Source organism: Belliella buryatensis (assembly GCF_900188245.1).
GTDB classification, from domain to species: Bacteria; Bacteroidota; Bacteroidia; order Cytophagales; family Cyclobacteriaceae; genus Belliella; species Belliella buryatensis.
Window position 1 is genome coordinate 237312 of sequence record NZ_FZOK01000002.1, and the last position, 13404, is coordinate 250715.

The window sequence follows — 13404 nt, forward strand, 5'->3', positions numbered from 1 at the left end:
CCCTCTGTCAAAATAATTTTAAAAAAGCCTCAAAATCTTTATTTAGAATTCCCCACTTGAATTCATGGTTTGGGGTCATATATGGATAGCCTTTGAAGGTATTGACTTTGACTATGGGTTTTTTAGCTATTTGGGCTCCTGATATCCAGCCGTAGAAACCTATTTCCTTTCGAGTTTGATCGATCCATCCGACTACGATGTAATCTTTCTTTGAAGGCACTTGTTCTTGAGGATAGCCATAGGCCCAGCGATCATTGGGGGCGTTTCTTGTGCTTTTCAGAGCAATCTTGACATCGATTACTTTGCCTGAAATCAAGAAGTCATAATCATCAGTATTTCTTTCTAGGAATGAGCGTTCATCTTTTTGATATTTTACCCCGCGCTGATCTAGCCAGTGGGCAAAAGCCAATTCTCCTAGACATCCCCACAGTGCTTTTTCTACACGCTTTCCTATATGCAAACTGAACCTAGAGTACAGTCCATTTTTGACCATTTCATTGGCCAATTCTAAAGCTATTGTTTTGCCTTTGTCATAGTTAAAATCTTGTACTATCATATCTAAAAAAGTTTATGTTGTTGATAAATAGAAATGATTCTCCGCACTTACTTTAATTCGTAATAAAGTAAGCCAGCGTCATTTACCCTCCCTTCAAATATTTGGCTCACTAATGCCACCCTTTTGTAGGTGATTTCAGATATTTTTCTAAAACCTGCTGAGTAAGCAGGGCTATTTTTTTTGATCTCTTCAGGCAGTTGTACACAGATGTAATTTCTGTTGCCTCTATCTTTTTCATTCATTTCCAAAACCGCCTGTGCTGTGGCTCCTGAGCCAGCAAAAAAGTCCATGAAAACACCATTTGGATCATCTGAAAATCCAAATAGGTATTTGATTAAACTCGGTGGCTTGGGGAAATCAAATACCTTAGCTCCCAATAATTTTTCTAGAGCCTTACTTGCTGATTCGTTGGTTTCAACAGCAACTTTTCCATTAATTAGGTTTGGTGGCACTTCCTCATCATAAGCTATTTTTTCATAAGATGGGCTTAGTTTAATGGTTGGGATTTGTATCAAGGTTCCATTTTGGATTTCAGTATCTAGCTTGGGCTGTGTCCATTTGAATTTTCCTCTCAGTATGACCTCTTTGACAAAAACGCCATCGCGTACTTCGGTATCTTCAAGTAGTTCAAGCGTGTATTTATCTGTCTTATACATTCCCTTTGGAATGACCCTATTTGAAATTTTAGTTCTTACCAGATTTTTGGGAAAAATCAAGGTGTTGATTGCATTGCTTTGGTTGAGAAGTCCATTGCTACTAGGACTGGTTTTTTTGATTCCCTTGAATTTTACCTTGTCTTTTACTTTCTGATAGCACAGTACATATTCGAGTATTTTTTTGCTTTTCCGAGACAAATTGGCGGGCGTTTCTGTTTTCGCCCATGAGAAGATTTCGATGAAATTTTCTTCTCCAAAGATTTCATCTAGGAGGACTTTGAGGTTAGCTAGTTCATTTTCATCAATGCTGACAAAAATCACCCCGTCATCTCGGAGAAGTTCTCTACTCAAAATCAATCTGGGGTAGATCATTGATAGCCAATTGCCATGTAAAGTATCGAATGGGTTGTTGACCTTTTGGTTTTTTTGAGCAGCAAACTTATCCGCATAGACAAAACTCTCTGATCCAGTATTATAAGGAGGGTCAATATAGATGGCTTTTATGCTTTTGGAATAATTTTCTAGAAGCAATTTAAGGGCGTCTAAGTTATCTCCTTCAATGAAAATATTCTTGGATATGTCAGCATCAATTGATTTTTTAGTATTCAAAAGAAATTTAAATTCAGATCGGGTGTATGCCTGTTTTTTGGAGTTTTCTTTTCCCGTCCAATGTAATCCTGATTTTTCTTGGTTTTTGGTCTCTAAAATCTGATTTAACTTTTTTAGATCTATTTCATTATTTAAAAATACCTCAGGATGATATTTTCTAATGATTTCCAAAAGGCTTTCCATGTTTTCAAAAGTATACTGGATCATTTTGATGCTTAAGTTTTTTTAGAAATGAGCAATTTGAAAATGTAGTTTAAAATTGCGGGAAATGAAATAATATGTTTTTTTAAGTAGGAATCAATTAAGATGATATCTAGGTATTTTTTAGCTAAAGTCTGAATCCCAAAAGCAACTAAATAATATGCGTAAAGGAACAAGGCTTTAGCTAATTTATAAATTTTGTATCATCTTCAAAAAGGCAATCAAACCAATTACTTCAGTACCTCCCTTTATTGGAAACTGATCGGTGCCAGAGTATACTACAAATTTCTTTTTGGCTTTTATATCTTCAGCAGCTGTTTGAAAGCCTGAACTGATACTTGGAGCAAGTGATTTTTTGATTTCTATTGCCCATACCGCATCTTCCGGCCCTTCCAATACCAGATCAATTTCATTTTTATTGCTTGAGCGATAGTAGGATGCTTTCCATGTTGATGGCAGCTGATTGAGGATGTTTTCTATCACAAAACCTTCCCAGCTTGAACCGACGACAGGATTTCCAAGAAGTTGATCGAAGTTCGAAATATTCAGCAAACTATGCAGCAGCTCCGAGTCACGGATATAGACTTTAGGGGATTTGACCAATCTCTTTTTTGTATTTCCTGACCATGGCTGGAGTTGACGAATCATAAAAAAATCTTGCAGTGTATCAAGATATGTTCTGATGGTAGTGTGACTCACTTCAAGACTTTTTCCTATTTCGCTTAGCACGGCTTGCTGACCATGATAATGTGCCAGCATTGTCCAAAACCGCTTCATTCTTGCGGCAGGGACTTGTGGGCCGAATAGTGGGATGTCTTTTTCTACATAAGTAGTAATAAAGTCATAGCGCCAATCCCAGCTGTTACTGTCACTTTTAGCCAAATAGCTATCAGGGAATCCTCCTCTAAACCATAATTTTTCAAAATTGAACCCCAAAGAATCATCTTGATACAATTCCCAAGCGGTGAAAGGAGTAAGTTCTAAATACCTGATTCTACCAGCCAAAGTTTCTGAGGATTGCTGTAGGAGATCTTTTGATGCAGAACCAAGCAGGAGAAAATGCCCTACTTTCTCGCCAGCTCTTTTGCGAATATCAATTAATCCTCGTAGTGTTTTAAATAACTCTGGTTTTCTTTGAACTTCATCGATAATCAAAAGCTGATTTTCAAATCGTCTTAAATAACTTTCAGCGTCATCCAGTTTGGCCAAGTCAGAATCTAGTTCTAAATCTAAATAATGAATCGGCTTGTCAATTGACTCACGTGAAAGCTCCAGTGCCAAAGTAGTTTTCCCGACTTGCCTTGGCCCAAGAATCACAGTAACTGGCATAGATATTAAGGCATGTTTTAGCTTGTTTTCAAGATCTCTCTTTTTCATTTTGGCTTTCAATTTGCATAAATTATAGCTTATAATTATGTGATTTGAAAGTAATTTTATTTTAGGATTATGGGTTTTTATTATTGAAATATAGACTTAATTATAAAAATCAATCAGTGAGACTTTTATATAAGGTAAATATTGAAAGCTACATTTATACAGCCAGGGAAGTCTAGGTAATGCTTGACTATCATTTGGCTATGATGTATCATGTTGAAACGAAAAGGTTGAATGAACAGCTTAAGAGAAACATGAAGCGGTTTCCAGGTACGTTTATGTTTCAGCTTACTCAAAAAGAATGGGTTACACTACAGCTTCATCTTTCTAAAATGATATCTTCGGATAGTTTGCAGTCGCAATTTGCGACCGCAAAGCGAAGGACACTACCCTATGCTTTTACAGAATAAGGCGTTTCGATGCTCTCAGCCGTAATTAATAGTGATACTGAAATTGAAGTCAGCATCCAAATCATGCAGGCGTTTGTCACCATGCGCAAGACATTGGGTAATCTACATGGAGTAATTCAGCGATTGGAAGGAGTGGAGCTGAGGCAGCTGCAAACAGACGGTAAACTGGAACAGATCTTCCAAGCTTTGGATATTGTTTAAATTCCCTGATTCATTTATATACATTTCCTCAATATTTTGCTGTTCCCCTTCTTCCTATTATCTTAAGCCATCAATTTTAACTTTCTTATTTCATTTTTCGGGACCTGGTCCCGGTAGGAATATTTTATGGCCATTAAAAAATCTGAATTATACAGCAGCCTATGGGCTGGCGCTGATGCTCTTAGGGGAGGAATGGATGCCTCACAATACAAGGATTATGTACTGATTTTGCTTTTCCTGAAGTATGTCAGCGATAAGGCGGAGGCGGATCCAAATGCGCTGATCGAAGTACCGGAAGGTTGTTCCTTCAGGGAATTGGCAGAGCTGAAAGGAAACAAAGATATCGGAGAAAAAATCGATATTGCCATCGGTCAAATCGCCAAAGCCAATGACCTGCAAAATGTCATTGACGTGGTTTCTTTTAATGATGAAGAGAAGCTGGGCAAGGGTAAGGAAATGGTGGACAGGCTGAGTGACCTGATTGCCATCTTTGAGAACAAGGCTTTGAATTTCAGTAAAAACAAAGCAGGAGGGGATGATATCCTAGGTGATGCCTACGAATACCTCATGAGGCACTTTGCTACGGAATCGGGAAAAGCAAAAGGACAATTTTACACACCTTCTGAGGTCAGCCGAGTAATGGCCATGGTCATCGGCATCAACAAGAATACGCAACGCAGCCAGTCCTTCTATGACCCAACATCGGGATCGGGATCGCTGCTTTTGAAAGTGGCAGACGAATGTGAAGGCCCTGCTTCGCTTTTTGGTCAGGAAAAAGATGTGGCCACAGCCGCCTTGGCCAAAATGAACATGATCCTGCACAATAACCCAACAGCAGAAATCAAGAAAGGGCAAAGTACCTTGTCCAATCCATTGTTTCTAAACAATCAGGGATATTTGATGACTTTTGATTATGCAGTGGCCAATCCTCCTTTTTCTGTCAAAAACTGGATTCAGGGATTTAATCCTCAGGAAGATGAATATGGAAGATTTACAGGTTTCGGTATCCCTCCGGAAAAGAACGGAGATTATGCCTTTTTGCTGCACATCATTGCTTCACTGAAAAGTACGGGTAAAGGAGCGGTTATTCTTCCGCATGGGGTTTTGTTCCGTGGGAATGCAGAAGCAGAAATCCGTAAGAACATCATCAAAAAGGGCCTGATCAAGGGCATCATCGGATTGCCTGCCAACCTGTTTTATGGCACAGGTATTCCTGCATGTATCATCATAATTGACAAGGAAGATGCGGAAGAACGCAAAGGAATCTTTATGATCGATGCCAGCAAAGGTTACATGAAGGATGGTAATAAGAACAGGCTGCGTTCACAGGATATCCATAAGATTGTGGATGTGTTCAACAAACAACTGGAAGTCCCCAAATACAGCAGATTCGTCAGCCTGGAAGAGATTGCAGATCCCAAAAACGATTATAACCTGAATATCCCACGATACATTGACAGTCAGGAAGCAGAGGACATACAGGATATTGAAGCACATTTGTTGGGTGGTATTCCTGCCAGGGATGTGGAAGCGCTTTCTCCATATTGGGAGGCTTATCCAAGTTTATGGGATGCATTGTTTAGTGGAGGAGATAGACTAGGATATTATAAATCTAAAGTTGTGAAAGAACACATCAAACAGACGATTTTTGAGCATCCCGATTTCAAGGGATTTTCACAGCGCATGCATGAAGTGTTTGAAGCATGGGCGACTGATGCCGTCCGTCTGCTGATAGGCCTTGAAAAGGGGTTCAATCCCAAGCAGGTGATTTTTCAGATTTCGGAGGATCTGTTGCAGGCTTATCGTGGTAAGCCATTGATCAGCAAATACGATGTGTACCAAAGCCTGATGGACTATTACAGCGAAACCATGCAGGATGATCTTTACCTGATTGCAGAAGATGGTTGGATTGCCAAACCTTACAGGATTATAGAGAAAAACAAGAAGACAGGCAAGGAAACAGATAAAGGCTGGACCTGCGATCTGATTCCTCCATCGCTGATGATTGCACAGTATTTTCAGGCTGAACAGGAAGCCTTGGCGGCCATGGAAGCAGAGAAGGAATCCATTGCAGCACAGCTGTCAGAACTGGAAGAAGAACACAGTGGAGAAGATGGTATTTTTGCGGATTTTGACAAGGTAAACAAAGCATCGGTCAGTAAGCGCTTGAAAGAACTTTCCAAGGAGGTTCCTGTAGCTACAAACATGGCTGCTGAACCCCAAGCATTGTATGGAGAATCAGTCATTCTTGATCAATACCTGGAATGGACGGAACAACAAAGCAGGCTGAATGCACGAATCAAAAAGGCCGCTGAAGAGCTGGACAAAAAAGCCCTGGCCCAATACCAGCGTTTAAATACGGATGATGTCAAAAGGATTGTGGTGGAGGCCAAGTGGATGGCAGCCATGACCACGGCCATTGAGGGAGAAATGGAACGTATCTCCCAGCGCTTGACGGGACGTATCAAAGAACTAATGGAACGCTATGAAACTCCACTACCGGAAATTGATAAAGAATTGGAAGTGTTGGAAGCAAAAGTGAATGCGCATTTAAGGAAAATGGGGTTTAACTATTGATATTGGTTGGCAAAGTAAGTAGCAAAGGGATATTTGTAGATATTGGATATTGAGATAGTAGACTTATTACCACAATTTAGTAAGATCACAAATTGTGACCGGTTTGGGAATAAAATGGTGGTTTCTTATTTGGTATGCAGTAATCAGTTATAGAAGACTTTTATGGAGCTGGTAAAAGAAAATATTGAGAATAAAATATTCACTATCAGGGGAGTTCAAGTGATGTTGGACGCTGATTTGGCTGAAATGTATCAAGTGGAAACCAAAGTTTTAAATCAAGCTGTAAAGAGAAACATTGATAGATTTCCGGAGTCATTTAGATTTCAACTGACGAATGAAGAGGCTTGGGAGGTTAAATTAAGTTCAATGGTTTCAAGTTCAAGGTCACAAATTGTGACCTTGAAGACTAAACGAGGTCATAACATTAAATATTTGCCCTATGCTTTCACCGAACAAGGGGTGGCCATGCTTTCTGCTGTGCTGCGTAGTGAGATCGCTGTCAAAGTCAGCATCCAAATCATGCAGGCGTTTGTCGCCATGCGCAAGACATTGGGGAATCTGCATGGGGTGATCCAAAGACTGGAAGGAGTGGAGCTGAGGCAGCTGCAAACAGACAGTAAACTGGAACAGATTTTCCAAGCTTTGGAAAAAGATACCAAACCTACACAGGGTATTTTTTTTGAAGGACAGTTGTTTGATGCCCATGTTTTTGCATCCGATTTAGTCAAAAAGGCCAAAAAATCCATTGTGCTTTTGGATAACTATGTAGATGAAACAACCCTGCTATTGCTTAGCAAGCGGAAGAAGGGTGTCAGCGGTACCGTGCATACACGCATCAAGCCTGTCTTGCAAAAGGACTTGGAGAAGCACAACAAACAATACGAACCCATCACCTTGATAGAAAATAAAGGTAGCCATGACCGTTTTTTGATCCTGGATAATCAAGAACTGTATCATATCGGAGCATCCCTGAAAGACCTTGGAAACAAATGTTTCGCTTTTTCGAGAATGGATGATCTTTTGGAAACCATCAAACTCAATTTACTGAATGATTGATAAAGAAGTTGAAAATTGGAAATCACAGATTGTGATCTCCAATAAAGGAAAACTAAATCACTGATATGGATACACAGAACAAACAAGGCTATAAGCAGACAGAAGTAGGGCTGATTCCTGAGGAGTGGGAGATTGTAACTATAGGAGATTTATTTAGGTTTTAAGGTGGGTCTCAACCAGATAGATCTAATTTTATTTTTGAACCTAAAACGGGATTTGTTCGCCTTCTCCAAATTCGTGATTACAAAACAGAGAAGTATATCACTTTCATACCAGAGATTTTAGCTAGAAGATTTTGTAAAGAAGATGATATCATGATTGGAAGATATGGACCACCAATCTTTCAAATATTAAATGGATTAGCTGGAGCCTATAATGTTGCTCTGATAAAAGCTATACCATCGGCTATAATTTTAAAAAAATTTGGATGGTTTGTACTCAAACAGGAAACACTATTCGATTTTGTGGAAAAGCTTTCTCAAAGATCTTCTGGTCAAACTGGGGTAGATTTGGGGCAATTGAAAAACTATCCAATCCCCCTTCCCCCTCTCCCCGAACAAACCGCCATCGCCTCCGCCTTATCGGATATGGATGCGCTGATTGCCCAAACCGAGAAGCTGATCGAAAAAAAGAAAGCCATCAAACAAGGGGTGATGCAGGAGTTGTTGAATCCTAAGGAGGGGTGGGTGACGAGGAAATTGGGTGACGTTGGAAAATGCTTGAGGGGTGTCAGTTATAATCCTGAACTAGATTTGCATCCATTTTCCAATGAATTCAATTATACCTTGCTAAGGTCAAACAATATTTTTGAGGGGTTACTTGATTTTAATAACCTTCAATTTGTTGATAAAACTCGTGTTAAAAATCACCAGGTCATTAAAGAAATGGATATTGTTATTTGTATGGCAAATGGGAGTAAACAGTTGGTTGGTAAATCAGCATTAGCTGAAAATGTCGAGATGGGAAAATTTACTTTTGGGGCATTTATGGGATGTTTTAGGTCATTTGAAAACGTAAATCCGAAATTTATTTTTTCCTTAATGGAATCCAAAAAATATAGGGATTACATTGATGTTTTATTGTCAGGGTCAAGTATAAATAACCTGAATCCTGTCAATATTGAATCCATTGAATTTGAATTTCCACCTTTGGAGACTCAAGATGAAATAACTAGGATAATTGATAGTTTAAGAATTGAACTTTCTTTGCTTACTTCTAAACTCCAAAAACTCAAACTCCAAAAGCAAGGTATAATGCAGGCTTTGTTGACTGGAAAGATACGGTTGGCCTGATGGAGAGATATAAGAACAAATATCGTGTAGCCTCCGCACGTGCCTCTTGGTGGGATTACAGCTGGGCTGGTGCCTATTTCATTACCATCTGCACACAAAACAGGTTTCATTATTTTGGTGAAATCAATCATCAAAAAATGGTTTTGTCCCCTGTCGGGGTTTTGGCAGACGTATTTTGGCACGAAATACCCAAACACGCCCCAAACGTGGAATTGGGTTCATTTGTCATCATGCCCAACCATATGCACGGAATATTGGTCATAAACCCACCCAAATTATCGGATTTATCGAAATCGGGTGGTGGTGACGTTGACGGGGGCGTTGACGGTGGCGTTGACGACGTAGAGACAAGGCATGCCTTGTCTCTACAAACCGAACCACAACCACAATCCCGACCGTCGCAACCGCCCCAATCCGAACCCAATATCGGAACCAAACGATTTCAAAATCCGGGGAAAAATACGGTTTCATCCATTGTTGGGTCCTATAAATCCGCCGTCACCCGCCATGCCAACCGGTTGGGTTTTGAATTTGGTTGGCAATCCAGGTTTCATGATCATATTATCCGCAACGATGCCGAATACCAACAAATCAATGATTATATTGAAACCAATCCCATCAAATGGGCATCGGATAAATTTAATACAAACGAACGATGAGAAAGGAACGGATCACACAAAACAGGGTTATCAAACTGCTGCAAGAGCAGTTGGGATATTTTTACCTGGGAAACCTGGAAGATCAGGAAAACAGCAATATCCGGGAAGAAAGCCTCAAACCTTGGCTGCGGGAGAATGGCTATTCGGAATCAGTGATCAGCCGTGCGATTTTTGAACTGAAGAAAACCGCTGCACTCAATCCCAGTGATGACCTGTATCCCATCAATCGGGAGGTGTACACCAAGCTGCGCTATGGAGTGAAGGTGCGTGACGAGGCATCGGATCTGGTGCAGACGGTCCGCCTGATCGATTGGGAGGATCCATACAATAATGCATTTGCAATAGCGGAAGAAGTCACTGTCCGTGGGGAAAATTCCAAACGCCCTGATATTGTCCTGTATGTGAATGGGATTGGCTTGGGTGTATTGGAACTCAAGCGGGCCAGTGTTTCCGTATCTGAAGGTATCCGACAGAACCTCGACAATCAGCAGCACCGTTTTATCAAGCCTTTTTTCTCCACCGTGCAGACTGTATTGGCGGGGAACGACAGCCAAGGCCTCTACTATGGCACCATCAAGACTCCCGAGAAGTTTTTCCTGAAATGGAAGGAAGATAATTTCACCTATGATCCCGACAAGAACATCTTGGATCAGCATCTCCTTCAGTTTTGTGAGAAATCCCGCTTCCTGGAGTTTATCCATGATTTTGTGGTTTTTGACTCCGGTATCAAGAAAACCTGTAGGCCCAATCAGTTCTTTGGGGTAAAGGCTGCCCAAGCGTTTATCAAGCGAAAAGAAGGAGGCATTATCTGGCATACCCAAGGATCCGGCAAGAGTCTAACCATGGTGTGGCTGGCCAAGTGGATACGGGAAAACCAAACCGATGCCCGTCTGCTGATCATTACCGACCGAACAGAATTGGACGAGCAGATTGAGAAGGTATTCAAAGGGGTAGATGAACAGATCTACCGCACCAAAAGCAGCAGCGATCTCCTTCAGCGCTTGAATGACTCCACACCATGGTTGCTCTGCTCCCTGATCCACAAGTTTGGAGGCAGGGAGAATGAAGAGGATATGAAGGATTTTATCCGTGAACTGAAAAAGCCAGCGGATTTCAAGCCCAAAGGAAACCTGTTTGTCTTTATCGATGAATGTCACCGTACCCAGAGCGGGGAGCTGCATACAGCCATGAAGGAATTGTTGCCCGATGCTTTGTTTATTGGTTTTACAGGTACGCCCTTGTTGAAAACGGACAAGAAGAAGTCCATTGAGGTCTTTGGCAGGTATATCCATACCTACAAGTTTGATGAAGCTGTAAAGGATGGGGTAGTCCTAGATCTCTTGTATGAAGCCCGTGATGTGGACCAGAAAATCACCGATCAGAAAGGGATCGATGAATGGTTTGATACCGTCACCCGAGGGATGAACGACCTGCCCAAGGCAGAACTTAAACAGAAATGGGGCACCATGCAGAAAATCCTGAGTACCAAAGACCGCTTGCAGAAAGTGGCATTTGACATCATAAAAGATTTCAGGGTGAAGCCCAGGTTGAAAGATGGAAGGGGCAATGCCATATTGGTATCCCGAAGCATTTATGAAGCATGCCGTTATTATGAGATTTTTCAGCAGTTTGGCTTTAAGAAGTGTGCCATAGTTACCAGTTTTGAGCCTACCACTTCGAGCATCAAGGGAGAAAGTACAGGGGATGGAGAAACCGAGAAGTTGGAGCAGTACGAGATTTACCAAAAGATGCTCAACGGCAAAGACCGGGAGCAGTTTGAGAAAGATATTAAAAAGCAGTTTATCGATGAACCTGCCAATATGCAGCTGCTGATTGTGGTGGATAAGTTGCTGACAGGTTTTGATGCGCCTTCCTGCACCTATCTGTATATCGACAAGGAAATGCGTGACCACGGCCTGTTTCAGGCCATTTGCAGGGTAAACAGGACAGAAAAGGAGGACAAAGAGTTTGGATACATTGTGGATTACAAAAATCTGTTCAATAGCCTGAATCAGTCCATTACCGATTACACCTCCGATGCCTTTGATGATTTCGAGGAAGAGGATGTCAAGGGTTTGTTGGTGGACCGCTTGGTGAAGGCCAAAGAAAGACTGGACGATGCCCTGGAAACCCTGTATGAATTGACCAAGCAGGTTGAGTCTCCCAAGGAAATCGAACAGTATCTGAAATACTTTGTTGGGAATACCGAGGATAAGGATGCTTTGAAGGAAAACGAGGAAAAGCGATTGACCTTTTACAAGGCTGTGGTTTCCCTGATCCGTGCCTACAACAACGTTGCTCCCGAAATGAAGGAAGCAGGTTACAGTGATGCAGAAGCCGAGCGCATCAAGTACAAGGTGGATAGCTACACCGAATTGAGGAACGCCATTAAAACTGCCAGTGGGGAATACATAGATCTCAAACAATACGAGCCCGATATGCGGCAATTGTTGGACATGTACCTAAGTGCAGATCCGAGCAGGACTATATCCAATTTCGAGGATGCTTCTTTGTTGCAGTTGGTGGTGGAGATTGGCATAGGAGCGGCCACCGACCGATTACCCAATATGGTCAAGAAAAGCCAGCAAGCTGTAGCCGAAACCTTGGAGGCCAATATGCGGAAAGTAATCACCCAAGAAATGCCCATCAACCCTGTGTATTATGAGCGTATGAGTGTGCTCTTGCAGGAATTGATCCATCAGCGGAAAAGTGGGGCTGTTGCTTATGAGGAGTTTTTGAAGAAGATAGAAGAACTGGCCAAAAACCTGCAACCTGAAAACAAGCAAAGCCAATATCCGGAAGGGATCGATACACCAGCCAAACAAGCGCTCTACGAGGTTTTGAAAGATGTGGAGGCCACGATAGCCATGGAAGCAGATGTGGCTTACAATGTGGAGGAAAATTGGATTGGCAATACTCTGAAAGAACGGAAGGTCAAACGGGCCATCAGCAGGCATATCACAAATGAAGAGGATGCCAACAGGATATTGGAGATCGTAAAAAATCAGAAAGAGTACAGAAGATGAATGTAGCAGGAATAGAAGTAGAGTTGGTACAGAAAGAAATCAAAAACCTGCATTTGGCTGTTTATCCTCCCGATGGCAGGGTGCGATTGGCTGCACCTGTGGAGGTGAATGAAAAGACTTTGGAATTGTATGTGATATCCAAAATTCCATGGATCCGCAAGCAGCAACGCAAGTTTGCCAATCAGAACAGACAGTCTCCCAGAAAATATGTGGATCGGGAATCCCATTATTTCTTGGGTAAGCGCTATTTGTTGCGGGTGCATGAAACAGGACATTCCTACCGATTTGCCAAAGTGGAGGTAAAGACCAAAACCTATTTGGAAATGTATGTGAAGCCTGGTTACACCACTGAACAGAAAGCTGAATTATTGAAAGAATGGTATCGTTCTGAGTTGAAGAAAGTATTGGCCGAGTTGCTTCCCAAGTGGGAAAAAATCCTAGGCGTTAAGGCGAATGAGATGAAAGTTCAGACAATGCGCACTAAATGGGGCAGCTGCAATACCGATAAAGGCAATCTGCTCTTCAATATCGAACTGGCCAAAAAACCTTATGACTGCATCGAGTATGTGGTGGTCCACGAACTCGCCCATCTACTCGAACGCACCCACAATGACAACTTTATCGCCTACCTGGATAAGTATCTGCCCAATTGGAAGCACTTGAAGGAGGAGTTGAATAGTCTGCCGGTGGGGGAGGTAGGGTGATATTGATCAGTGAACTATCTCTAAATTATTTCTATATTTAAAGTTATAAGCAGAGGGAGAGCTGATGTATACGTTTTATGGTA

General features: G+C 41.5%; 11 protein-coding genes. 8 read left to right on the top strand and 3 right to left on the bottom strand.

Features of this window, described 5'->3' with window-relative positions; all coding sequences use genetic code 11:
• Positions 1–7 precede the first annotated feature (7 nt).
• The 3 genes from CHB66_RS03010 to CHB66_RS03020 all read right to left on the bottom strand — a co-directional run bounded on the left by CHB66_RS03010 (position 8) and on the right by CHB66_RS03020 (position 3399).
• Positions 8–556, bottom strand: a complete 549-nt coding sequence (locus CHB66_RS03010) for a hypothetical protein (RefSeq protein ID WP_089237832.1) — start codon at positions 554–556, stop codon at positions 8–10.
• A 47-nt stretch (positions 557–603) separates the two neighbouring features.
• Positions 604–2028 (bottom strand): site-specific DNA-methyltransferase, encoded by a 1425-nt coding sequence (locus CHB66_RS03015; protein ID WP_089237834.1) that lies wholly within the window; start codon positions 2026–2028, stop codon positions 604–606.
• A gap of 183 nt (positions 2029–2211) precedes the next feature.
• Complete coding sequence (locus tag CHB66_RS03020; protein WP_089238080.1) at positions 2212–3399, bottom strand: ATP-binding protein; 1188 nt, start codon at positions 3397–3399, stop codon at positions 2212–2214.
• A gap of 179 nt (positions 3400–3578) precedes the next feature.
• On the opposite strand from CHB66_RS03020, the gene CHB66_RS17270 reads away from it, so the two are divergent.
• From CHB66_RS17270 to CHB66_RS03060, 8 genes are all read left to right on the top strand, one after another.
• Complete coding sequence (locus tag CHB66_RS17270; protein ID WP_089237836.1) at positions 3579–3806, top strand: ORF6N domain-containing protein; 228 nt, start codon at positions 3579–3581, stop codon at positions 3804–3806.
• Between the two features lie 9 nt (positions 3807–3815).
• The gene (locus tag CHB66_RS03030) at positions 3816–4007 is read left to right on the top strand and encodes a hypothetical protein (RefSeq protein ID WP_089237838.1); all 192 of its coding nucleotides are present in this window, start codon (positions 3816–3818) and stop codon (positions 4005–4007) included.
• A 126-nt stretch (positions 4008–4133) separates the two neighbouring features.
• Entirely contained in the window at positions 4134–6584 is a 2451-nt protein-coding gene (locus CHB66_RS03035) for a type I restriction-modification system subunit M (RefSeq protein WP_089237840.1), read from the top strand.
• A 162-nt stretch (positions 6585–6746) separates the two neighbouring features.
• A complete protein-coding gene (locus CHB66_RS03040; RefSeq protein ID WP_089237842.1) occupies positions 6747–7640 on the top strand; it encodes an ORF6N domain-containing protein in 894 nt (297 codons plus the stop codon).
• A gap of 314 nt (positions 7641–7954) precedes the next feature.
• Positions 7955–8932, top strand: a complete 978-nt coding sequence (locus tag CHB66_RS03045) for a restriction endonuclease subunit S (RefSeq protein WP_089237844.1) — start codon at positions 7955–7957, stop codon at positions 8930–8932.
• Positions 8932–9591: a transposase gene (locus tag CHB66_RS03050; RefSeq protein ID WP_089237846.1), complete on the top strand. Its 660-nt coding sequence runs from the start codon at positions 8932–8934 to the stop codon at positions 9589–9591. The genes CHB66_RS03045 and CHB66_RS03050 overlap by 1 nt, the downstream gene beginning before the upstream one ends.
• Positions 9588–12617, top strand: coding sequence for a type I restriction endonuclease subunit R (locus CHB66_RS03055; protein ID WP_089237848.1), 3030 nt, complete (start codon positions 9588–9590; stop codon positions 12615–12617). The genes CHB66_RS03050 and CHB66_RS03055 overlap by 4 nt, the downstream gene beginning before the upstream one ends.
• Complete coding sequence (locus tag CHB66_RS03060; RefSeq protein ID WP_089237850.1) at positions 12614–13321, top strand: M48 family metallopeptidase; 708 nt, start codon at positions 12614–12616, stop codon at positions 13319–13321. Before CHB66_RS03055 ends, CHB66_RS03060 begins: the two co-directional genes overlap by 4 nt.
• The last annotated feature ends 83 nt before the right edge of the window (positions 13322–13404 follow it).

Coding starts and splice junctions, on each gene's coding strand:
- CHB66_RS03020 (WP_089238080.1), bottom strand. CDS start 3,399: ATGAAAAAGAGAGATCTTGAAAACAAGCTAAAACATGCCTTAATATCT.
- CHB66_RS03030 (WP_089237838.1), top strand. CDS start 3,816: ATGCTCTCAGCCGTAATTAATAGTGATACTGAAATTGAAGTCAGCATC.
- CHB66_RS03045 (WP_089237844.1), top strand. CDS start 7,955: ATGATTGGAAGATATGGACCACCAATCTTTCAAATATTAAATGGATTA.
- CHB66_RS17270 (WP_089237836.1), top strand. CDS start 3,579: ATGCTTGACTATCATTTGGCTATGATGTATCATGTTGAAACGAAAAGG.
- CHB66_RS03060 (WP_089237850.1), top strand. CDS start 12,614: ATGAATGTAGCAGGAATAGAAGTAGAGTTGGTACAGAAAGAAATCAAA.
- CHB66_RS03015 (WP_089237834.1), bottom strand. CDS start 2,028: ATGATCCAGTATACTTTTGAAAACATGGAAAGCCTTTTGGAAATCATT.
- CHB66_RS03040 (WP_089237842.1), top strand. CDS start 6,747: ATGGAGCTGGTAAAAGAAAATATTGAGAATAAAATATTCACTATCAGG.
- CHB66_RS03010 (WP_089237832.1), bottom strand. CDS start 556: ATGATAGTACAAGATTTTAACTATGACAAAGGCAAAACAATAGCTTTA.
- CHB66_RS03050 (WP_089237846.1), top strand. CDS start 8,932: ATGGAGAGATATAAGAACAAATATCGTGTAGCCTCCGCACGTGCCTCT.
- CHB66_RS03035 (WP_089237840.1), top strand. CDS start 4,134: ATGGCCATTAAAAAATCTGAATTATACAGCAGCCTATGGGCTGGCGCT.
- CHB66_RS03055 (WP_089237848.1), top strand. CDS start 9,588: ATGAGAAAGGAACGGATCACACAAAACAGGGTTATCAAACTGCTGCAA.